The organism is Acetobacter papayae, assembly GCF_047721125.1.
Taxonomy (GTDB): Bacteria; Pseudomonadota; Alphaproteobacteria; order Acetobacterales; family Acetobacteraceae; genus Acetobacter; species Acetobacter papayae.
The window spans coordinates 75,316-97,546 of sequence record NZ_JBDNWF010000002.1 but is presented as its reverse complement, the minus strand read 5'-3'; the positions used below and the strand labels follow the sequence as shown (position 1 = coordinate 97,546).

At 54.6% G+C, this 22,231-nt stretch carries 16 protein-coding genes; 8 read left to right on the top strand and 8 right to left on the bottom strand.

From position 1 onward, the window contains the following. Positions 1-17 precede the first annotated feature (17 nt). Positions 18-275, bottom strand: coding sequence for a putative hemolysin (locus ABF757_RS01275; protein WP_025859766.1), 258 nt, complete (start codon positions 273-275; stop codon positions 18-20). A gap of 100 nt (positions 276-375) precedes the next feature. After that, positions 376-1,842 (bottom strand): aminotransferase-like domain-containing protein, encoded by a 1,467-nt coding sequence (locus ABF757_RS01270; protein WP_415480596.1) that lies wholly within the window; start codon positions 1,840-1,842, stop codon positions 376-378. A gap of 204 nt (positions 1,843-2,046) precedes the next feature. Between ABF757_RS01270 and ABF757_RS01265 the strand changes: the two genes are divergently transcribed. Genes ABF757_RS01265 through ABF757_RS01245 form a run of 5 tightly spaced genes read left to right on the top strand, consistent with a single transcriptional unit; the run spans position 2,047 to position 9,086 of the window. Next, positions 2,047-4,389: a TonB-dependent receptor gene (locus ABF757_RS01265; protein ID WP_415480595.1), complete on the top strand. Its 2,343-nt coding sequence runs from the start codon at positions 2,047-2,049 to the stop codon at positions 4,387-4,389. Positions 4,390-4,401: 12 nt separating this feature from the next. Continuing rightward, positions 4,402-5,457: an amidohydrolase family protein gene (locus ABF757_RS01260; protein WP_415480594.1), complete on the top strand. Its 1,056-nt coding sequence runs from the start codon at positions 4,402-4,404 to the stop codon at positions 5,455-5,457. 6 nt (positions 5,458-5,463) lie between these two features. After that, positions 5,464-6,510 (top strand): ABC transporter substrate-binding protein, encoded by a 1,047-nt coding sequence (locus ABF757_RS01255; RefSeq protein ID WP_415480593.1) that lies wholly within the window; start codon positions 5,464-5,466, stop codon positions 6,508-6,510. A 10-nt stretch (positions 6,511-6,520) separates the two neighbouring features. Continuing rightward, positions 6,521-7,813, top strand: a complete 1,293-nt coding sequence (locus tag ABF757_RS01250; RefSeq protein WP_415480592.1) for an MFS transporter — start codon at positions 6,521-6,523, stop codon at positions 7,811-7,813. A 4-nt stretch (positions 7,814-7,817) separates the two neighbouring features. Beyond that, positions 7,818-9,086, top strand: a complete 1,269-nt coding sequence (locus tag ABF757_RS01245) for an acyl-CoA dehydrogenase family protein (RefSeq protein ID WP_415480591.1) — start codon at positions 7,818-7,820, stop codon at positions 9,084-9,086. Positions 9,087-9,155: 69 nt separating this feature from the next. On the opposite strand, the gene ABF757_RS01240 is transcribed toward ABF757_RS01245, so the two are convergent. After that, complete coding sequence (locus ABF757_RS01240) at positions 9,156-11,459, bottom strand: FdhF/YdeP family oxidoreductase (protein ID WP_415480590.1); 2,304 nt, start codon at positions 11,457-11,459, stop codon at positions 9,156-9,158. 378 nt (positions 11,460-11,837) lie between these two features. Between ABF757_RS01240 and ABF757_RS01235 the strand changes: the two genes are divergently transcribed. Both ABF757_RS01235 and ABF757_RS01230 read left to right on the top strand, forming a co-directional pair. Further along, positions 11,838-12,278, top strand: a complete 441-nt coding sequence (locus tag ABF757_RS01235) for a hypothetical protein (RefSeq protein ID WP_415480589.1) — start codon at positions 11,838-11,840, stop codon at positions 12,276-12,278. Between the two features lie 71 nt (positions 12,279-12,349). Beyond that, on the top strand, positions 12,350-14,683 hold the full coding sequence (locus tag ABF757_RS01230; protein ID WP_415480588.1) for a TonB-dependent receptor family protein: 2,334 nt from the start codon (positions 12,350-12,352) through the stop codon (positions 14,681-14,683). A gap of 18 nt (positions 14,684-14,701) precedes the next feature. On the opposite strand, the gene ABF757_RS01225 is transcribed toward ABF757_RS01230, so the two are convergent. The 4 genes from ABF757_RS01225 to ABF757_RS01210 all read right to left on the bottom strand — a co-directional run bounded on the left by ABF757_RS01225 (position 14,702) and on the right by ABF757_RS01210 (position 19,887). After that, the gene (locus ABF757_RS01225) at positions 14,702-15,250 is read right to left on the bottom strand and encodes an SCO family protein (RefSeq protein ID WP_415480587.1); all 549 of its coding nucleotides are present in this window, start codon (positions 15,248-15,250) and stop codon (positions 14,702-14,704) included. A gap of 155 nt (positions 15,251-15,405) precedes the next feature. Beyond that, entirely contained in the window at positions 15,406-15,657 is a 252-nt protein-coding gene (locus ABF757_RS01220) for a hypothetical protein (RefSeq protein WP_415480586.1), read from the bottom strand. A 762-nt stretch (positions 15,658-16,419) separates the two neighbouring features. After that, the gene (locus tag ABF757_RS01215; protein WP_415480585.1) at positions 16,420-18,021 is read right to left on the bottom strand and encodes a B12-binding domain-containing radical SAM protein; all 1,602 of its coding nucleotides are present in this window, start codon (positions 18,019-18,021) and stop codon (positions 16,420-16,422) included. Between the two features lie 501 nt (positions 18,022-18,522). Then, entirely contained in the window at positions 18,523-19,887 is a 1,365-nt protein-coding gene (locus ABF757_RS01210) for an amidase (RefSeq protein ID WP_415480584.1), read from the bottom strand. A 486-nt stretch (positions 19,888-20,373) separates the two neighbouring features. Here ABF757_RS01210 and ABF757_RS01205 point away from each other — a divergent pair, with 486 nt between their 5' ends. Beyond that, the gene (locus tag ABF757_RS01205; protein WP_415480583.1) at positions 20,374-21,762 is read left to right on the top strand and encodes an APC family permease; all 1,389 of its coding nucleotides are present in this window, start codon (positions 20,374-20,376) and stop codon (positions 21,760-21,762) included. Positions 21,763-21,922: 160 nt separating this feature from the next. On the opposite strand, the gene ABF757_RS01200 is transcribed toward ABF757_RS01205, so the two are convergent. Then, positions 21,923-22,210 carry a hypothetical protein gene (locus ABF757_RS01200; RefSeq protein ID WP_415480582.1) on the bottom strand — a complete coding sequence of 96 codons (288 nt, stop codon included), beginning with the start codon at positions 22,208-22,210 and terminating at the stop codon, positions 21,923-21,925. Positions 22,211-22,231 lie beyond the last annotated feature (21 nt).

Sequence of the window (22,231 nt, the reverse complement as noted above, 5' to 3'; positions counted from 1 at the left end):
TCTTGACGCGGTGGCTATTATTGTTTGGGGTAGTTCCTGCGGAACAGAGCCCATTCTTCTTCCACGGTGCCGTCGGGCAGGGTGCAGTATCCTACCTGTCCCTTATCGGTGTTCTTGATCGCGAGCGTTCCGCCGTGCTTGACGCAGTAAAGAGATGCCGGGTTGGGCATATTCAAGGGCCGCATAGGCCTGATCTGCGTTTCATCATGGTGTTCACACCCCGCAATTCCCAACAGGGCCAGCATAAGACCCGGGACCAGTGCAATACGTTTCATGGTGCGCTCCATCGTTATTGTGCGTCAGCATTCTCTCTCTGATAGAAGAGCATACGCGATGGCGTGTTGCCAGACCATGCCCTTCTGGTGTCGGTGGTCTTTATGTCGCAGCCCGAAGCCTTGCAAAAAGTGTGTCCGTGCTCTCTTCTGGCACTTCGCCATACCCATGTGAAATAAGGCTTTGGAGTTCGGGTAAGCCTGCGGTCGAGCGTATGCCTGTGGCTGCATAATTGCCCGGAAAACGAATGCCCGCATTTTCGGCTTTGGCAATAAAATCCGCAACACTGCCATGGTGGCCGGGCATGAACCAGCTTAGACGGGGGGCATGCTCCGTGCCGCAAAATTCCAATCGACCCAAAAAACGCTCCAGCGCAGCCATGAATGCCTCCCTACGCCGCATCATGACAACCCGTGTGCGCCGAAGAGCATTATCCAACTCGCCAGTATCAATCATGCGCGCCAGAGCTTCCTGCTCCAGCCAGGGCAGACCATTGCCTGTCAGCAATTTGGCCTCCAGCACGGCTGGCAACAACGCCCATGGCACGACCAGATAGCCCAGCATAAGCCCTCCCCCAAGGCAGGGCGCAAACAGCCCCGCATGCAGCAGATTGCGCCCTTCGGTTAAGGAAAGAAGCGAGGGCAGTGGCTTTTTTTCCAGCGACAGCAGATCATACATGGACTCCTCAAACACAAGGCAGCGGTCCTGCACGGCTAGGGAGGCGATCTGCTTGCGCCGGGGGAGCGAAAGCGTGACATTGGTGGGAATATGGCACCCCGGATTGACACAGAGCAGCCGAGCCTGTTCTGGCGCAAGCTCGGCCAGTTTCAGTCCTTTGCGGTCAATTGCACCATCTACGATGTGCATGCCGAGTTTTTCGTAAAGCTGGCGTTTGCCGGGGTAGCAGGGGTCTTCAAGAATGACCGAATCCCCTTTTTGCAACAGTGCATGGGCGATGATGGAATGGGCCTGCTGCAACCCGGTAATGACAAGAATCTGCTGTGGGTCGATAGCCACACCGTGACGCAGGTTAAGCCAGCGCGCCAAAGCCGAGCGCAGGAAAGGCAGGCCGGCGTTGGGTTGAAATTCGCCGCCTCGTCGCCAGTTATCTCGCAGGAGTAGGCGCTCGATCGTCTTCTGCCATGCAGGAAAGCGATAAAGTGGCATATCGCTGCCAAAGCCAAGGTTGAAAGCGCCGTCCTGTGTACCGCTATAGCGCGCCGGGTCGCCAATAAACGCCTGATCGGGCCATACTTGCCCCCCGAGTGAGGCGGCCTCCATGCCACGCTCATTACCAAGCATGACAACCGAACTGGTGCTGCATGGAGGTGAGGGATGCACGAACGTCCCGCGTGAAGGGCGTGTCTGCAGATAGCCTTCCGTTTCCAGATATTCAAAAACCAGCACCACGGTATTGCGTGATACGCCCCAGCGCACCGAGGCCTCCCTGATACCGGGGAGGGGTTCATCTGGCCTCAGTGACCCAGCTGCAATAGCCGCGATAATCTGGCGTATTATCTGTTTTTGAAGCCCCTCGCGTGAGGCTCTGTCTAGCTGCGGCATGAACATGCGGGGCCCCTTTCTCTGCATATTACACTATTTATAATAGTTTAAACCGTACCCATAAAATTCATAAAAACCGTCACTGCCGTAAAATTTATCCTAATAATACATATTAAGATAGTAAATGTCACAAACAACGCAGCGTGAAGCATGAACCAGTTTTCCTCTTTCCCGGTCTCCCGGTCTTTCCTCTCCCCGTCCGGGAGAGCCATGGCCTGCCTGTCCTGGCGGAACCGGCTCGCCTGCGCTGCGCTGCCGTCCCTTATGCTGGCATCGGGTGCGGTGGCTTTTGCCTCGACCGCGAGTGCTGAAAGCACGGCCAAGCCACCGAAAACCAAAGCGGTTGTTGCCGCCGAAAAAGCGCATCGTCCGCTCGCATCAGGGGGGCTGGAAACCGTCATGGTTACGGCTAACCGCCGTACGCAGGATATTCAGAAAGTCGCGGCAACGGTTACGGCAATCAGTGCTGCCACCATCGCCCGTCAGCACATGGATAGCGCTGCGGATATTGCTGCCTTTGCGCCCAACGCTCTGGGCTACAATTTCGATGGTCGCCTGCGCCCGCGTTATTACATTCGTGGTGTTGGCAACGGGAATGTGGCCAATAACGCCGTAGGCGCGGTCGCAATCTATGCGGATGATGTCTACCTCAACAGCCTGAGCTTTCAGGGTTTTCCCCTATTTGATCAGGCACAGGTTGCCATTCTCAATGGCCCACAGGGAACTTTGTGGGGCAAGAACGCGACTGCCGGTGCCATCCAGTTTACCTCCAAACGTCCTGAATTCCGCAAGGAAGGTCATGCGCAGGTCGACTTTGGCGATTATGGGCAAAAACGCGGTGAGCTTGTTATCAACACGCCCATTACCGCGCATACGCTGACCACGCGCCTGTCGGTCCGTCAGGAAAACTCGGATGGCTGGGCCAAAAATGCCTATACCAACAAGGATGTCGGCAATTTTGGCGACTTTGCCGCCCGGTTCCAGACTCTCTGGCGGCCATCAGACAGGCTTGAGTTTTTGCTCAATACGCATGTGCGAGACATGCAGAGTTCAAACGTGCCCTATTACAGCGCGCCTGCAACATCGGTTAACACGCCATTGCAGACAGGAAGCCGTGACTGGACAAACTCCAACGTCAACGGACGGCAGGCGCTGGTGTCCGAAGGGGTATCGCTGCACACCACATGGCATCCCGGTCACGGTCTGACATTTACGTCCATAACTGCATTCGAAAACGCGCAACGTCGCCAGAGTGGCGATGGTGATTACACTGCTCTGGAATATAGCCGCGCCTACGACAAACTGCACCCGACACAGGTCAGTCAGGAGTTTCGTCTGGCATCGGACCAGCACCAGAGGATTGCATGGATTGCCGGAGCTTATTATTTCCATGAAAATCTGGATGATCACTACGCAACGGTAACGCTACCCCCCGGGGCACCCACAACGCCCGCCATTATCGGGCAACCCGCTTTTGCCTCAACGCAGTACAGCCAGACAACCGACAGCTTTGCGGTATTCGGCAACACAACCATTCATGTCGTGCCATGGTTCCAGATTGCGGGCGGTGTGCGCTGGACACATGATCACCTGCATCTTGATCTGGATAGTGTTCAGGGCGCGGCCCCGGTCTCGTTTGCGGGGAATGCAACAAACTGGTGGAATGCCCAGAATGTTCTTTCATCCGTGGTCGGCATTGACAGTTATCATGGCGGAAAAAGCTGGTCGAATGTCAGCTTTGATGTAGAGCCGCAGTTTCTGGTTGGAAAAGACCAGATGCTTTATGTGCGTATCGCAGATGGGTACCGCTCCGGGCTGTTTAATACCCAGATTACACCTAACCCCGTTAACCGGGGCGGCACACCGTTGCAAACAGCACAACCCGTTAACCCGGAAACGCTTTTTTCCTACGAAGCAGGGTACAAGGGAAGCTGGTTTGATAAGCATCTAAGCCTGAGTGCGGATGGGTTCTATTCCACTTATGACAATATCCAGACCTCCTGGACCGCCACTGATCCGGCCACCAAATCAACCATTATTTCCCTGACCAACGCGGCGTCCGGTCGTAGCCTTGGTGGGGAATTCGCGTTTCAGGCCCGCCCGCTGGATGATCTGACGGTTTCTGGCAATGTTGGTGTTCTCAGAACAGAATTTACCGACTTCACAGCTCCCACAGGCGCTACCAGCCTGAAAGGGAACGAGTTCGCACGTGCCCCGCATCAGACAGCCAATATCTCCGTAGACTGGAATTTCCATACCGGCATCGGCAATGGCAGCGTGGGTACACACTGGAACTATACCGGCCATTATTTCTACCTGGTTTCAAACGAAAAGGCTTCAGCCCTCCAGCAGTCGGCTGTTTGGCTGGGCGATGTGCATGCCTCTTTCCGGCCGGGTAACAGCCGGTGGGAACTGAGCGGCATTGTCACCAACATTACGGGCAACCGCTATCTGGTTCAGGTGCTGCCGTATTCCGCTACCAGCCAGACCTTCACCTACCAGTACAGCAACCCCCGCATGTTCCTGCTTTCCGCCCGCGTGGACTTTTTCTGAGGACAACACATCATGACGGCTTATAGTTCAGTTATCGATCTGCACACGCACTGGTTTCCGCCCTCCACGCTGGATATTCTTGGCCGCAGGCAGGATGCTCCCCGTATCGGTCGGCAGGGGGATGAATTCGCCATCTGGCGGACAGGGCCGGGGGCTGGCAAAGGCGGTGCATTTCCGCTGGGTCCGCAATGGTATGATATTAAAACCCGTCTGGCACATCTGGATGATGTCGGCATAGCGCACCAGCTTCTGTCATGGCCAACCACGCTGGGGGTGGATGCAGCCCTCCCTTTTGCAGATACACAGGAACTCTGGACGCAATGGAACAACGATACGGCGGCCCTTGTGGCCCAGTATCCCGGCCGGTTCAGCGGGCTTGCCGCACTCAGCACGGATAATCTGGCTTGGTCAGCTCGAGAACTGGAGCGCGGGCATGAAAAACTAGGCTTGATCGGTGGCGTTTTGCCGGTCAACGGTTTTTTCTCACGCCAGTCGGCAGAGGCTTTCAGAGGAATTTTTGAGGTTGCGCAGGCGCATCGCAGCCATATTTATCTGCATACCGGCTTTGCTAGTTCCAAAATTCATGGACAGCCACCCGATATCGCACATGAGGATAACGAGGCCCTGCGCTGGGTTATCGATAATGGCTTCTGCTTTGCCTCGGCTGTCGCCACGCTGGCGTTCACGGATTTTCTGGCACCGTTCCCCGATGTAACACTCCAGATCGCGATGCTGGGCGGCACGGCGCTGGGGGCATTGGCTGCTGAGCAGGCCAAGGTTTCTCCTCGTGTACAGGTCGGGCCACTGAGCGAGCATTTCAAGCAGATCTGGCTTGATACTGGCGCGGCAGGCAGCGGTACTGCCGCTGTTGCGGCAGCGGTGCGGGTGCTGGGTTCCAACCGAATTGTTTTTGGCTCGGACTACGCCCCTGTGCCCGATATCCGGCCCACGCTGGAGCGCGTAAAGGCGGCAACAGCAGGCGACCCCGATGGCCAGAAATCGGTTCTTTCCAATAATGCAAAACAGCTTCTGGCACGCCACTGTGTCCATGTTGCTGGTCAGGAGTAAACAGTCATGACACGTCCGGTCATTCATTATACCCGTTGCCCCGCTGTCCCGACCATTAGTGCTCTGGCGGAAGCATGGGGCACCCTGCGTGCCGAGTTCGCACAGGAAACAGCGGCAGACTTCGTATTTCAGTCCGTGGGCTTTTCGCCAAAAACCGAATACTCTTACGATGAGCGCTTCTGGCTCCGCAATGCCGGGCATGCGCCAGCTATCTGGAAAAAAAGCCATGGGGTGGACTGCAAGGTTGTCGGGCTGGCTTTTCTGGAAGGCCGTTATCCGGTTCTGTCGCTCCATAGTTCAGGTGTGGCGGCACCGGAGGACCTGAAGGGCAGGCGGCTTGCGGTGTTCCATAACCCGGATAGCCCGTTTGACCTCATGATTGCGCAGCAGCTCAAGATTTATCAGACCACGCTGGCCACAGTGGGGCTGAGCCTTGAAGATGTCGAACTGGTACGTCTGCCCCGCACATTCTCTCCACAGGGGGGGCGTGACGGCTTTCTGCTCAGCGGGTTCCGCAGTGCGTTGGCAGCGCTGGAGGAGGGCGTGGTTGATGCCGTGACGGCCTCTATCCCACCTGATGGTGGCCTCTACCCCCGTCTGAACATCCTGTACGATACAAGGCTGTCGGCGGATCCGGTCGCGCGGGTCAATCCTTCCATCCTGCGTGGGCTGGTGGTCAGTACGGCGCTGATTGAAGAACAGCGCGAACTGCTGATCAGAATTGTAGCTACACTGGTTAAAACTGCCGACCGCGCGGCAGCCCAGCCGCTCGAGGCATTGCGGGCTCTGGCCTCTGATCTGGGGCAGGCTCCTGAAAGTCTGGCCTCTGTTTACGAGAATATCGCCCAAGACATCCGTCTTGATCTGAATGACGATTACCTTGCAGCCCTTGAAGCCCAAAAGGCCTTTCTGCTGCGTCAGGGGCTGATCGAACGGGATTTTGACCTGCAAAGCTGGGTCGAGCCTTCAATTCTGACGGAAGCAACAATCCTTGCTCGGCGCAGGGTTGGCAGCCCCGATACCACCTCCCACCCGCATCCACAGCCGGCATGAGGGAAAATCCATGTCCTCCACCGCGACGCCTCTTGCTCCCTCCACACCCGTCATGACGCCATCACCCGGCATTACGAGCCCCGAAGCTGTGGCGACCCGACATACCGCGCTGGCCCTGCTTTTGGCGACAGGAACCGTCTGCGCCATGGATACCATGGTGCTTTCCGGCCTGCTGACACCGATAAAAGCAGACCTGCACCTGTCTGATGCGGCTTTTGGCAGCGTGTCATCGGCGTCTACGCTGGCGGGTATTCTCGGCGCGCCTCTTTTTGCAGTTCTGGCAGCACGGTTCAGCCGCCGTTCGGTTCTGGTTGGCTCTATTGTCCTGTGGAGTCTGGCTTCAGCGGGCAGTGCCCTGTCCACAGGACTTGCCACGCTGGTTCTGTGGCGCACGCTCACCAGCTTTGGCATGGCGGCGTATCAGGGCATTGTACCCGGCTGGCTGGCCGATCTTTATAACCGTAAAGAACGGAATTTCGTCTTTGCGCTGTTCATGCTGCGCAACAAGCTGGGATCGGCTCTGGCTTTTGGTGTCGGCGGCTGGATTGCCGCACATTCCAACTGGCATCAGGCTTTTCTGCTGACAGGCCTGCCGGGGCTGGTGCTGGGTGTTTTGTTGCTGTTCGTACCAGAGCCTGCTCCCGGTCAGTCCGACGGGCATGTCGGGCGATCAGAACTGGTGCTGAACTGGCGGCAGCAGGTATCCGTCTTCCGTATCGCCCCTTACACCACACACCTGATTGCCCTGAGCCTGTTTTTTTCAGGGACCATCACGGCGCAGATGTGGCTTCCAGCCTTTTTGCACCGCGTGCATGGACTTGATAACCTGCATGCCACTGGTTTTGCCTTTACCGCCCTCATGGCCACACTCCCTGCCGGGCCTATCGGCGGCTGGCTGACTGGGCGATACCTTGCCGGCCGAACGGGTGCCATTGCTGTGTCGTTGGCACTCAGTGCTCTGCTGGCGGCATTTTTCTTCCTGATTGCGTTTACAGCGCCCTCTCTGCGGGTTTGCGAACTGTTCGCCCTGCTGGCCATCACCTCATTCGGGGCTACGGCGGGCAGTTTGACAACGCTTCTGGTGGAAACGGTTCCCCCTTCGCTCCGTACCATTTCGGGCTCTTTTGGCGCCATGGTGGCCGGTGGTGTTTCGGGCTTTTTTGCGCCGTGGCTACTGGGGCTGATTTCAGACCATGCCGGTCTCGCACGGGCCATTCTGATCGGGCCTGCCTTTTACGCCGTGTCCTCCATTTTCTGGATATGGCTTGCCATTCATTCGAAGAAAAACTCTCAGGGAAACTGAAACCATGACTGTTCTCGAAAAAAACAGAACCATTCCAGCACCTCGCAACGAACTTGTGCGCGCAACACGCCCGCAACAGATCGCACCTTTCCCACAGGATTGGGTAAAGAGTGCACGAGATCTCGCAAAGGAATTTGCAGCCGATGCCGTGCAGCGTGATCTGGAAGGCGCACGGCCGGTAGATCAGATCCGCCGCCTGCGCGAGACAGGGCTTGTCAGCCTGCTCTATCCTAAATCATTTGGCGGCGGCGGTGGCACTCTGAAGGACGCGGCACAAAGTGTTCTGGAAATTGCCAAAACTGATGGATCGACCGCAGCCCTTTTGGGGTTCAACTATTACAATTCACTCGTACCACTTCTAACCGACTATACAGGCAGCAATGATGCGATTGTACGTCAGGCAACGGAAAATCGTTTTTTCTGGGGGAATGTCACTCAGTACGTAAACAAGGAGTTTGTCGCAGAGCATCACCCTGATGGTGGATTTACCATTACCGGCACGAAAAAATGGAATACAGGCGCGCCTCTCGCTGAAGTAACCACACTGCTCGCCATTCACCCGGATAAGGATCGCTATATTTACGCAGTGATACCAACTGCCCGCGAAGGGCTGGAATTTCATGATGACTGGGACCCTATCGGCCTGCGCGGCACGGATTCAGGTACCATTACGTTCCATAATGTCCGTATCCTGCCAGATGAAGTGCTGCACTGGGGCCACGGCCCTGCCCAGACGGGCCCGCTACCGCTCTGGGCCAGCTTTGGCGCTATTTTCTATACGGCTGTTTTTATCGGGCGCACCCTCGGAGCCCTTGAGCAGGTGCGGGAATGGTCCCTGCATGGACGCCGACAGGGTAGTTATGGGGGCGTGAGTATTTCGGCGGATGATCCGTTCATTCAGGCTGAATTTGCTGAATACTGGGTACAGGTTCAGGCAGCACAGGCTTATTTTGAAAAGGTCATAAAATCCGTTCAGGAACAATGGGAACGCCGCACCTCTCTGACCGATGAGGATTATGGGGCCATAGCGCTGGAAACGCTCTCGCTGCGCACATTTGCTTCGCGCACGGCCTTGCATATAACGCCGCGTATTTTTGAACTATTGGGTGGCCGGGCAACTGGAAGAGAGACGGATTTTGACCAATATTGGCGCGATGTCAGAACCCTGTCTTCTCATGACCCGGAAGTGCTGGCCCGTCGTGTGATCGGGCGGCATGTATTGCATCAGGAACCACTGATTTTCCCCGCGCATTTCAAGCAGAGCAACACCTGAAAATCATCTAACCTGCCCACTGGTTTACTCCAGCGGGCAGGTTTTTGAAATCCAGAGGCAGCTAAACGCTTACCCAGCGATACGGATTGGAGCGGCAGAGGCAACACTCGGCACAACCTTGACCGGAATTGCCTTCGCCGCTGGCGTTCCGCTGGTTTCATCGTGGAAATCGAGAGGCAGAAGCGGGTTGAGCTCGGGATAATACCCTGCAATGGCCCCACGGGGCATCGGGTAGTCAAGAATTCTCAGCCCGTCAACATACCGTCGGTAGCCGTCATCACTATAGGTTTCAAGAGCCACAACAGCCCCATTCTCCAGTCCACGATCCTCGCGATCCTGCTTGTTCATGAAAATAACCAGACGGTTATTATAGACCCCGCGATAGCGGTCATTATTGCTGTAGATTGTGGTGTTGTACTGATCATGCGAACGAATGGTTGCAAGACGCAGCATGGCCGGATCATTAATCACCGCATTCACTTCAAGCCCCTGCATGACAAGAAAATTGGCTTTCCCGCTCGGCGTCATCCAGACCCGGCGTCGGGGCGGAATATCCAGATGGAAACCATGCGGATCTTTCATTTTTTCTGAAAAATCAGCATAGATTGCCGGATAGACTTCGGCGATTTTGTCGCGGATCAGAGAATAGTCGTCTATGTAACGAGCCCACGGCAGCTTTGAATCCGGCAGGGTTGCCATGGCAATCCGGCATACGATTTCTGTTTCCGGCAGCACGCTGGTACTGACAGGCTCAAATACACCACGGGATGCTGTCACGTTCGACATTGCATCCTCAATCGTTACAAATTGTTCGCCCGCGCTGGTTTTGATGATCTCGGAACGTGAGACAACCGGCAGAATAAGGGCATCTTTGCCGTGAACAAGGTGTCCCCGGTTGAGCTTCGTGGCAATGCCTACAGTCAGGAGCAGCTTTTCCATAGCGGCGTAAGAGCGCTCGGTATCCGGGATCGCCCGTGCGAAGTTGCCTCCCATACCGATGAATACCTTGGCATAACCCGCCTCCATAGCTTCAATCGCTTCTACAACATGGTGGCCATGTTCGCGGGGCGGTTCGAAGCCGAAGACATCACGGACACGATCAAGGTAAGCCTGTGTCGGTTTTTCATCGATCCCGACAGTTCGGTCTCCCTGTACATTGGAGTGTCCACGGATTGGAGCAACTCCGGCACCTTTTTTGCCGAAATTGCCTTTCAGCAAGAGCAGATTGGCAATCTGCTGGACAAGGTGCGAGCCTTCCTGATGCTGGGTTATTCCCATCCCATAACAGATAATCGTTGCTTTTGATTTGATGTAGATCTGAGCAATACGGCGGATCTGCTCCTCTGAAATCCCCGATATGCGGGTAATATCCGCCCATGACTGCGACATTACATCTGCACGCAGGGCGTCCAGTCCGGCCGTATGGTCTTTGATGAAGTCCCGATCCAGAACGTCCTCACCGCGTGCTTCAGCTTCAAAAAGCACACGCATCATGCCCTTGAGGATTGCCAGATCCCCGCCAATCCGCACATGAACGAACTCGCTGGAAATGGCCGTAGAGCCAAATGTGCTCATTTGCACAATATCCTGCGGCTCCGTAAAGCGGATCAATGCCCGTTCCGGCATGGGGTTGATCAGGACAATCGGAATACCCCGTTTGCGCGCCTCTACGAGGTTCGTCATCATACGCGGTGAGTTGGTTCCGGTGTTCTGGCCTATAATAAAAATCGCTTCGGCATGTTCGAAATCGGCCATGACAATCGTGCCTTTGCCAATGCCGATCGATGCCGGAAGCCCGCGTGATGTGGGTTCATGGCACATATTCGAACAATCGGGAAAATTGTTAGTCCCGAATTCACGCACAAAAATCGAGTAAAGAAATGCTGTTTCGTTCGCTGTACGACCAGAGGTATAGAACTCGGCTTGGTGGGGGCTCTCCAGCGACCTGAGATGTTGGCCGATAAGCGTAAAGGCATCGTCCCATGCTATGGGCAGGTATTTGTCTGTCGCTGGGTCGTAACACATTGGCTCGGTCAGGCGTCCCTGCATTTCCAGCCAGTAATCGCTCTGTTCCATTAACTCAGTGACGGTATGTTGGGCAAAAAACTCACGTGTAAGGCGCGCCTTGGTTGCCTCATGTGCCAGCGCTTTTGCCCCGTTCTCGCAAAATTCGAGTTTCTTTCGATGGTCAGGATCAGGGAATGCGCAACTCGGGCACTTGAAGCCACCCGGCTGATTCATCGCAAGCAATCCGCGGGAACCTTTAACGAGAACACTCTGCTCCATGAGTACTTTAGCCGTGGCACCAGCCGCCCCCCATCCACCTGCGGGATGATGATAGGGTTTGAACTCGGACTCATTTTTCTTGCTCATGGGGGCATACCTTCTTTTGGAGAACGTCGGAACAGGTTCAACGCCGCTACAGTCGCTTCGTTTACATGCTTTGATCTGCAGAAAACGGTCAATGTGAAATATCGGTCATGTGAGTTTTCACAGCATGTTGAAAATTTCAAAACTCTGTAAATTAGGATGTTGATATCTCACTGAAGCGTTTCTGATTTAAATGCGCAAGTAACAGACCACACTTGAGTGTGGCCCTTGTCTGCCTTCCTCAAGTGAGCACAAGCCTGCCGGAGCCCTTCTGCTCGCCGATGGTGGAGACCCTATGCAGGTGCCAGGATGACGCTGGACAGGCTGAATCCTGCAAAGAGATCATGTTGTGCCCGTTATCTAACGATAGGCAGCTACTCATTGCGTAAAGCCCATCTGGTCAAACGGGGAGCCGTAGAGTATGCCCTGCCTATGCACGCACGAGTGAACAGCCTGACTGAACTGGTGGTCTTCTGGCCACTGGTTATGCTTGCTCTGCTCCTGCGTTTGACATTCGGGGGGATGGTGGTACCGTCGTCCGTGCTGGCGGATCAGGTCGGAGACCTGACCAAGCTAAGTATTCTTTGCGACGACACGCCATTACCACTCCAGCAGGATGGGCATCATCATGGCACGAATAACCATGATGACAGCCTACTCCTTTCTGATGCCCTTGAGCTTTTCCTGCCGACCAACGCAGATATTCCTGTCATAGGGCGGCTTTTGCCGTGTATTGCCCAGCGGGTCTGGATATTTGCTCCTATCCGTGGGCCGCCCTTGCCGGAGCGCGCGGCACTCTGCCCACAGGGCCCTCCTGCCTGATCTGACCTTCTGCCGCCGCCCATGCCTGAAAACGCATGGGCTTTCAGCGCTGTTTGTTCAGGTTCAGAGATATGTCCTACCCGTATGGCAATGCACGCCGTTTTTCTGGCATGGCATTTGGCTTTGTTATGTTGTCCTGCGCTCTGGCTTATGGAGCCGAGGGAAAGGAAACCGTATCCTCCCTCAAAGACGATCACCCCGATAGAAAATTAGTCAAACCTGTTTTTCACCGGGGAGAAACGGAGCAGATTACCGTTACAGGCAATAGCCGCGCACCCGCGACTGTGCGGCCAGCCGGACAGACAACTTTTAGTTCCGACCGGAGCAACTATGCCAGTCAGGTCGCCCAGAGCGTAGCCGACATGGTTGTGACTATTCCCGGCGTCAGCTTTACGCAGGGCAATGGCCCGCGGGACACAGTTGTTTCCGTTCGTGGGTCTGGTGATCGCCAGTCCTATGGGCTCAAGAACCTACAGGTGCTTGAAGATGGTTTCCCCATGACACAACCAGATGGTACAGCCAGAGCCGACCTGATTGACCCGCATGCTTATGAAGGGGTTGATGTGTTTGAAGGCCCAGCCTCAACCGTTTACGGTAACTACGCCATGAATGGTGCAATCAATTTTCGTACCCGCAAAGGCGCGGATATTCACGGTGCGGAACTGGGGGCTGATTTTGGCAGTTTCGGGTTGTTCAACACCTATGCAACCCTTGGTTTTGGCAACCGGCGTTACGACCTCATGATCTTCGGTAGCGATGTCTGGGGAAAAGGTTTTATTGCCAATAGCCGCTACAATACCTCGACAGAGAACATGCGCCTGCGCGTGAACCTGACAGACACCGATCGGCTCGTTTTTAAGGTGGTCAATAACCAGACAAATGCCTACCTGCCTGTTCGTCTGTCGCTGAACCAGTATCAGACCAACCCCTATCAACAGGGCTGTTATTCTGCGGCCAGCACTGCCGCGGGATGTGCCTCTGTCTCTCTGCTCAAAAACGGGCGGTATGGTGACAAGGAGGCCATCAGCCCCGAAGCCGCCGGGTTGGGACGATTTGATAGGCGCACCATTGTCGGACTGCGGTGGGAGCATGATTTCAACCCCCATACGACATGGCGCAACCAGTTCACCTATGATCAACGTCATGTGAACCAGCCGACTTCTCCAACAACCTTTGTCGGTCCTTATAACTCCTATGCTGTCAGTAGCGATGTAATGAGCCGGGCTTTGATCGGGCACTCTCCGCTTGAGACATTTGGCGGTATCAGTTTCGACTATCTCGATTACGGTTATCAGACCTACAACGTCATGCCACTGGGCGGCGCAAGCCGGGGAGCGATGACGACTGAATCATACGGTCATCAATGGAATCTTGGAGCACGTTTTCAGGAAGACTGGCATTTTGCACCCAAATGGCATGTCGTTATCGGGCTGGGCGGGACTTATTCTGATATCGGGGCAACAGAAACACTCTATGGCTATTCCGCTGCTGGCATGACCCGACGCTATGTGACAGCCAACCGTTTCTTTTTTAACCTCGCCCCTGAAGGTGCGCTGATTTATGCTCCGTCCAAAGCCTGGACGTTCCATACACGGGTTGGCACGGCCTATGGCACGCCCTCAGCATCCAATCTGTTCATTACGCCACAGGGGCAATATGGCAACAATACGCAGATAGAAAGCCAGAGCAGCGTGGGGGTAGACCTCGGTGCTGACTGGCACCCGGATGATACGCTGCGTATTCAGGCCACAGGGTTTTACGAATTTTACAATAACGAGCTTGTAAGCCAGTCTGCGGGCGTTAATACGGTTGGCACCTACACTTTCAATGCCCCGGCTTCGCAGCATCGTGGCATCGTGCTGGGTGTAGACTGGCGGCCATTACCAAAAACACTTCCCGGCGGCCGAATTAAACTAAGCTATACTTACGACAATCAGATATACACTAATTATACCGAAGTTCTTTCCAACAGCACGCTTTCGCGTTCATTCAGCCGCAATGGCAATGCCATTCCCGGTGTTATTCCGAATTTTCTCAATGCCCGCTTCCTGTATGATCAACCAGATGGCCCGGCAGAAGGGCTGGGAGGCTACGCCGAAGTCACATGGCGTGATTCATACTGGCTGGACAATGCCAACCAACTGAAAGCGCCCGGTTACGCGCTGCTCAATCTTGAAGTGCATTATAACCCGCCAGCCCGGTTTGGCTGGGCGCATCGACTGCACTGGTATTGCGAGGTGCAGAATGTCGCCAATCAGACCTATATCGCGGGAGCTACAAATATCAGCGATATGTTGCTGAGTAATGGCCAGCAGGCGGGCGCTGGCACACTGGCAAATAGCACAGGGTCTATTTATGCCGGTTCACCGCGGGCATATTTTGGTGGTGTGCGGCTCAGCCTATAAGGGCAGGGATCTGGTCTCTCAGTTTTTATGCAGAATACGGGCCAGATCAAGCGCCATCTGTTCGGCGCTATCATCAATCGGGATCATCCCCGCCAGATGATTTTGTCCATCCATGACATAGAGAATGGATGTATGATCAATCAGGTAGTCAACGGCCTTGGCATAATGGCGACGCACCGTAACATGAAAGGCATCCAGAACGGGCTTTAACTGTTCTGGAGAGCCACTCAGCCCGACAATCCGGGGTGAAAAACGTGCGATATAATTCTGCATGACTGCCGGTGTATCCCGCTGGGGGTCAACCGAAATAAAAACCGGAACAATATTCTGCCCTTCAGGCCCCATACGTTCGAGTGCAGCAGAGATCGTATCAAGCGTGAGAGGGCATATGTCGATGCAGTGTGTGTAGCCAAAGTAAAGAGCCGTGTAGCGGCCGCGGAAATTATCCTGCGTGACTTTCTGCCCCTGTGTGTCGAACAGCGTATAGGCCCCACCAATATTTTCATGATGCGCACTAAGCAGCATACGAAAACCGATAGCACCACCGAGTAATAGCAGAGTCACCATTGTCAGGATAACCAGGGTTTTCTGGTCAGGGCCAGCATCCTTATTGGCAGAGAGGCTACGTTTCTTTTTTATGGCGGGAGACTTCATGGACAGATCATACAGGAAATTTTGTGTCGTGAGTGGGTTTTTATAAAAAGTTCACTTCGTACGCTGCGCTATTTTCCTTCGTCAAACTTGATGTCCTGATTATTAATTGTTGAAGGAACGCTTTTTTCTGGTTCACAGGGGAAAGAGGGTATAGCGGGCGCTTCAGAATCCTCACCCTCGGGGTGGAGGGGGTCATTGTTGCCCATGCCATGGGTATGATCCATACCAACACGGTTCATGGCCTGTTGCATGCCCATGCCAGCAATTCCGCCGCCTATTCCATTCATGCCGGGTATGGCAGAGAGCGCCATCGGTGCCATATGGCCCAGCCCATTTCCAACACTCGTCATGATATGGCCATGCATACCATTACGGGGAGCATTGGGTTGCTGTCCGCAGGTTGCGTTAGCATCCTTGGGTAGAGAGTGAGAGCACCCCATAGTGAAAGCGCACCCCAACATGCAGCCTGCAAGCTTGCGTCTGATATGGCTCATGGTTTCAATAACCTCTAGTTTTCCGGTAAGAATAGCCGAACAATCCAGAGGACTGCCGAGCGATTATTGAACGAAATATAGACTGCGATCGGGTGAGGTAATATGCCGAGGGCAGCAAGGCTTTTCGTATGAACAAAGCTCCATAATGGACTGATATAATTGGGAAAACTGGCATAGTTATATCAGTCAACCTTCTCGCCAATAGCTTTGTAACGCCGGCAGCCGACAGGAAAGGCATCGCCTACCATAGCGGTTCAGACTATGCACTCTTTCACTATTTATTAACCTTTGCAATCAGGAAGTGCAGCTACTCTTTCGTGTTGGTTTTTGTGGGCTGTTAAGCCGGGCAAGGTCAATAAACACCATATTCTGCATATGCTTGAGCCGGCAAAATCTGTCCACGAGCGCGGCGCCCTGCAACGGGGCAACACTCTGTTCGGGCTGACCTAAAACCATGAGCTAGGCCGTCGCTATCCACAAAATTTGTAGCCGTGTAGGGACTACATGGCGATGAAAGCAGCAAGGTAACCCAGAACGACGCAGCAAATTTCTGCCCCGCGTTCCGGGAAATGAAGGCTATCTACAGAATCAGGCCAGTTCGAGCTCAGCCTCGACGGGAACCGTCCGGAAAGGTGGTATTTTCCAATACCCCTGATCAATATTGGTGATTTCGCGATCAATCTCTTCAACGACCTGTCGCGCGAATGGACCAAGGTGTAAATATAAAGCACTTGTCATGACAACATAGGGCAGTGCTTTGGAGTTATGCAGGGCGCAATCCAAAAGCATGCGCCAGAATTGCCGGGCGGTTCCCGGGCCTGCACTATGAATCCTGAAAAGTAACCTTACAAAACTGCGAAGATCCCCTTTTATCATCCGGTGGCCGCGCGTTCGTTTAAGCATACGCCCCAACCGGCGGACGCGATCAAAATAAGCCCCGGGCGCATAGATGGTCCTGAGCACCGTCCTGTAATCATCCAGCACATCGCGACGGGGGCGTTTTGTCTCGAAATTCAATCCGGCAGTGCACTGGTCACCTGATTGCGTCTGCCCGTCATCGACGAAAAGCCGTCCTTCACTGAGCAGCCGTTTGGTCAGCTGTGTTGTGGGCAGGGCATAAAGCAGACCAACCATGCAGACAGGAATGGCCGTATCTTCGATACATTCGACCATACCTGCGGCGACGCTACCTTTTTCACTATCAAAACCGACAATGAAACCCGCATTCACAAAAATACCGGCCCTGTGAATTGTTTCGATACTCTGTTGCAGACTGCGGCGTGTATTCTGCTTTTTCTGCGTCATAACCAGAGTGTCCGTATCCGGACTTTCGATCCCGATAAAAACAGCGAAAAAATTGCTCTGGGAAAGATCGCGCAACAGATCGGCATCGTCTGCCAGATTGATCGATGCTTCAGTGGAAAATTCGAAAGGAAAGTTCTTTTTGTTCTGCCACGCTTTCAGATCAGGCAGAAATTTCCTGAGCGCCTTCTTGTTGCCAATCAGGTTGTCATCGACAAAATCGACATGCCCGCGATAACCGAGTGCATACAGGGCATCAAGTTCCGCCAGTACCTGCTCATTCGTTTTTGTGCGCGGCGTCCGGCCATAGAGTTCGATAATATCGCAAAATTCGCAACTGAACGGGCATCCACGGGAGAACTGAACCCCGACATGCAGGTACTGATCAAGCTTCAGCAGGTCAAAACGCGGTGTCGGGCTCAAGGTGACATCGGTCTTGCCCATGGGAGCCTTGAAAACACCCTCTGTATCCCCGCGCTGCCATGCCGCAATAAAGTCGGTCATGATCTCCTCGGCTTCTCCGAGAACCTGAAAATTGGCAGCGCTATAGACATCAGGGCTGGACGTTACATCAGGGCCACCAATCACGACCGGTTTGCCGTTGGCCCGGCACATATCGATAATATGCAGCGCATCATTACGCTGGGGCAGCATTCCACCTGTCATCACCATATCGGCCCAAGCGAAGTTTTCTTCCGTCAAAAGCTCGGTGTTGCGGTTGATAAGCCTGACTTCCCAGTGCTTCGGGAGCAGCGCAGCAACCGTGATCATGCCGAGCGGCGCCGCCGGGTAGCGTGCGCCTGTCAGATCACAGGTTTCCTTGTAGTTCCAGAACGAACCTGCGTTGAAAAGCGGAAAGATCATCAAGACCTTGCAGCTGTCGGTCATCAGGGAGAAATCCTTTGATAAAACAGCTGATCACGATCAAAGCGGGAGACTGCCCGCTGTCCTTGAAAGCGCGCCGGCCCTTGGGAGGGGCTGTTTCAGTTTTGCTAGTGAACAAGCCGAGAACGCCTTTTCTTATCGGCGCCGGATAAGGAAACTCGGAGTAGCGGAATCCCGGCAAGCGGTCGTCACATGGCCCTTTATTCAAGGGAATAATCATTTGTAAACCAAAGATTCATAAATGGCGATAGAGCAGCCACAACCCGATTTCACATGCTGGCTGTCTGCAAAGCCGATCGGAACCCTGAATGGATAAGGGAAAGGCTTGAGGAATAGATTGTAAAAGAGGCCGTGAGCGTCCCTTTTCAAAGGGAAAAATCAGGTTGGCCGGGAGTGTGTGACACTTTTATGAAGCGTATGGCATAAGCCACTGAAGGCGGTGTTACTGGCTTCTCATGCCTGATCGGCGCCCATACAGGACATGAGAAGCTCTTTCCAGAATGCTTACTCCGCCAGAAGATGTTCAAGCTGTGCTGCAATCTCAAACAGCCTGCTATCCTGCCCGTTCTGGCCCATAACCATAAGCCCGACCGGGGTATCGCCCGGTTTGTGGCATGGCAGGCTGATGGCGCACAGGTCCAGAAAATTGGCAATGGCCGTATTGCGAAGCAGCAGCATATTGGTGGCAACGTATTGTGCGTTGTCATCCATATCACTGATTTTAGGAGCGATAACCGGCACGGTTGGCAGAATGACGGCATCATAATGCACCATGATATCCGCCGCCTGCCTGATCAGCCGGGCGCGGGCTTGCAACAGGGTAATATAGTCAACGGCAGTCTGTTCATGCCCCCGCAGAATACGCTGCAAAACGAACGGATCATAAGTCTGGGCATGTTCCGCCAGCAGGGGGGTATGCCATGCCAGCGCCTCGGCTGCGGGAAAGCCCCCCTTGCTGTTGGCGGTGGGAATATCGAGCAAAGGCGGGCAAGAGAATGTTTCAAGCGCAACGCCTTTGGCGGCAAGGCGGCTGAGGCAGTGTTCCCATGTTTGCGCTACGGTCTGATCCATCCCGTCCATGACCATTGTGCTTAGGATACCGAGGCGAAGGGTGCTACCGGTTCGGCCGTTTGGTGCATCCTGCACATGTAAGGTGCCTGTGGCCATCAGGCTGTCTACAGCCCAGCAGCAGCGAACCGTGCGGCCGATACTGCCGACTGAATCCAACGTCGAAGAGAGGGGAATGGTACCTTGCGTGGAAATACGTCCTGCTGTGGGTTTGAACCCGACTAGCCCGGTCAGAGCCGCCGGTATACGGCACGACCCCCCGGTGTCACTGCCAATACCGGCCAGAGCCATACCGTCCGAAACCGAAATGGCGGCCCCGGAAGAAGATCCGCCGGGAATACGCTGCTCCTGCCTGCGCCACGGATTAGCCGGGGTGCCAAAATGGGGGTTAATGCCCACGCCCGAAAAAGCGAACTCCGTCATGGTCGTGCGCCCCATACTGAGCATGCCTGCCTGCTTAATGTTGCGTATGGCTGGGGCATCCATACTGGCCGGAGCAGCGTTTTCCAGCACCAAGGAGCCTGCTCGGCTGACACAGCCCGCCTCGTCAAACAGGTCCTTAACGGAAACAGGCAGGCCTGCCGCAATAGTGGGGGCGCGCCCCTGCTGACGCAGCGTGTCCATGATGTCTGCCTGCCAGCGGGCTGCATCCGCATGGACTGTCATGAAAACCCGCGCCCCTTCACCCTGCGGGTCATTGATACGCTCAAGAGCCTGTTCGACCAGCGCACGGGCTGTCGTGCGGCCATCCGCCAGTGCCTGTGCTGCAGCAAGCAGGGAAGGGTAGGGAAAAGACGTCATGACGGGTCCTGCTGGTGGGTTATGGTCCATGCGCCCGGACATAGCATAACCCCGCGCTTTTCCGCTGGCACATGAAACCGGCAGCACCGAGTGTATCATGCCTATGATGAAGCGAAAGACGGCCCAGCACCAAGAGGCCGCATGTCATCAGGGAACCACTGAGCCTGTGTGACTGTGCCCTGATGTTATCAGATTGTGCCCGGCTGTCATTAGCTCAGGCGGACAGCAGTCATAACATGACAGATCAACCTGCCCGCGAGGCATGCCCGGCGTGTGGTGGGAATAACGGGGCTTATCCGCAGGATGTGGGTTTTGAGTGGGTGAATTGTTGCGAAATTGTAATGAACTCCGCAGGGAAAAGGCAGAACCCTGATGGTTCCGGGGCATGTCATCACGTTGCGTGGAAAGGGAAAGACTTTGACAAAAGAAAATAGAACAGTCCCGGTTTCGGAGAGCGGGCCTTCAGGGTTGAAGGGAAACCTCGGCGTGGCCTCCATTGTCATGATGGTGGTGGCAGCCGCAGCGCCGCTAACCGTCATGGCAGCCAACAGCCCGCTTATCATCGCCATGGGCAATGGCATTGCGGCTCCACTTGATGCGGCTATCGCCACACTGATCATGTATCTGTTTACCGCCGGTTTTATTGTCATGTCGCGCTATGTGACCAATGCCGGGGCGTTTTACGCCTATATCCAGAAAGGGCTTGGCCGTCAGGTCGGGTTGGCATCGGCTACACTGGCCACGGCTTCATACACATTTATCGTTCTGGCGCTGGAAGCCTATCTTGGCTACACGCTGGCCGAACTGCTGCACAACACCCTGTCCATTTCCGTGCCGTGGTGGGTCATGTCGTTTGTGGTTGTGTTTGTTGCGGGCTTTCTGGGTTACCGGCATATTGAAATGAGCTCGCGCTTTCTTGGCGTAGCCCTAGTGCTGGAAGTCGGGGTTGTTCTGCTGGCGGATCTGGTTGTGCTGGCAACAAAAGGCCCAGCGGTGCTGGACCCGGCCCCTTTCACGCTTTATGCGGCACTGAGTGGGTCGCCCGGTCTGGGGCTGATGTTTGCTATTTACTGCTTCATTGGTTTTGAATCGACCGTCATTTTCCGTGACGAAGCGCGCAACCCTGAAGTGACAATTCCGCGCGCGACCTATATTGCGGTGTTTGGCGTTGGCCTGTTTTACGTCATTTCCATGTGGTGCGAGGTCGCGGGGATCGGTCTTGGCCAGACCGTACAGATGGCCAACGAACACACAGGCGATATGTACTTGATATTTATCAACACTTATATGGGTAAAGTGGCTTCAGATATCGTCAATGTTCTGCTGATAACCAGCCTGTTCGCCTGTATTCTGGCCTTTCATAATGTGGTGGTGCGCTATCAGTTTGTCATGGCACGCTACAACGTGCTGCCTTCGGTTATTTCGCGGGTGCATGACACGCATGAATCTCCCCATATGTCCTCGCTGGTTCAGACTGGCACCTCACTGGTGGGGCTGATCGTGCTTGTTGTGCTGGGTCTTGACCCCGTAACCCAGATTTATGCCTGGGCGGCCACAGCCGGAACACTGGGTTACATAGTTATTCTGTCCATGACCTGCCTGTCCATTCTGGCGTTCTTTAATGTGCGTCGCGCCGGTAAAGGGCATGTCTGGCATACGCTTGTAGCACCTGTTGGGGCGCTGGGCGGGCTGCTGCTCTGTCTGGGGATCGCTATTGCCAATCTACCAACCCTGATCGGGGGAGATAACGCCTCGGTTGCCGCGTGGGGCGTGGGCGTTCTGGTGATTGTATCCTTTGTTGTAGGATACGGCGCAGCAGGACGGTTAAAAATGAAAGACCCAGCGCGCTTTGAAGCGCTCAAGGAACTAGCCTGAAGTGCCCTTTTAGGGGCCGCCAGTCCGGCCCCTAAAAGGGCTACGCATACTTGGGACTTTTGATTGTTTTTCGAACAAAAAAACCGCCTGCCATCATGAGAGGCAGGCGGGTTTTTTAAATCAGGTGGGCCAGAGAAGGCCACCACATAGGATAATTCTATCAGGCGTACAGGCTCAGCCCGGTCTGGTCGCTGCTGTTGCTCTGGTCGGTTGTCTGCGTGCCGCTGACGCTCATGACCGAAACGATATTTCCGCTTGAATCTTTTTCAATAATAACCGGCGTTCCATCAGCACTGGCTGATGTGATCGTAACATTGGAAGAAGACGAGGAAGATGAAGAACTGGTTCCGGTGGAACTGCTCGTATCCGTCGTATCCGTGTCTGAAGTCAGCGTATCGAGCAGGCTGCTGGTCAGGGTAGCTGTGCTCAGTGACGTGGAGGATGACATGGCGTTTTCTTTCCTGCTTTC

Excerpts from the sequence above, each read along its gene's own strand:
- ABF757_RS01260 (WP_415480594.1), top strand. The coding sequence starts at position 4,402 with ATGACGGCTTATAGTTCAGTTATCGATCTGCACACGCACTGGTTTCCG.
- ABF757_RS01240 (WP_415480590.1), bottom strand. The coding sequence starts at position 11,459 with ATGAGCAAGAAAAATGAGTCCGAGTTCAAACCCTATCATCATCCCGCA.
- ABF757_RS01200 (WP_415480582.1), bottom strand. The coding sequence starts at position 22,210 with ATGTCATCCTCCACGTCACTGAGCACAGCTACCCTGACCAGCAGCCTG.
- ABF757_RS01255 (WP_415480593.1), top strand. The coding sequence starts at position 5,464 with ATGACACGTCCGGTCATTCATTATACCCGTTGCCCCGCTGTCCCGACC.
- ABF757_RS01265 (WP_415480595.1), top strand. The coding sequence starts at position 2,047 with ATGGCCTGCCTGTCCTGGCGGAACCGGCTCGCCTGCGCTGCGCTGCCG.
- ABF757_RS01210 (WP_415480584.1), bottom strand. The coding sequence starts at position 19,887 with ATGACGTCTTTTCCCTACCCTTCCCTGCTTGCTGCAGCACAGGCACTG.
- ABF757_RS01245 (WP_415480591.1), top strand. The coding sequence starts at position 7,818 with ATGACTGTTCTCGAAAAAAACAGAACCATTCCAGCACCTCGCAACGAA.
- ABF757_RS01270 (WP_415480596.1), bottom strand. The coding sequence starts at position 1,842 with ATGTTCATGCCGCAGCTAGACAGAGCCTCACGCGAGGGGCTTCAAAAA.
- ABF757_RS01250 (WP_415480592.1), top strand. The coding sequence starts at position 6,521 with ATGTCCTCCACCGCGACGCCTCTTGCTCCCTCCACACCCGTCATGACG.
- ABF757_RS01275 (WP_025859766.1), bottom strand. The coding sequence starts at position 275 with ATGAAACGTATTGCACTGGTCCCGGGTCTTATGCTGGCCCTGTTGGGA.
- ABF757_RS01230 (WP_415480588.1), top strand. The coding sequence starts at position 12,350 with ATGTCCTACCCGTATGGCAATGCACGCCGTTTTTCTGGCATGGCATTT.
- ABF757_RS01225 (WP_415480587.1), bottom strand. The coding sequence starts at position 15,250 with ATGGTGACTCTGCTATTACTCGGTGGTGCTATCGGTTTTCGTATGCTG.
- ABF757_RS01215 (WP_415480585.1), bottom strand. The coding sequence starts at position 18,021 with ATGACCGACAGCTGCAAGGTCTTGATGATCTTTCCGCTTTTCAACGCA.
- ABF757_RS01220 (WP_415480586.1), bottom strand. The coding sequence starts at position 15,657 with ATGGCACCGATGGCGCTCTCTGCCATACCCGGCATGAATGGAATAGGC.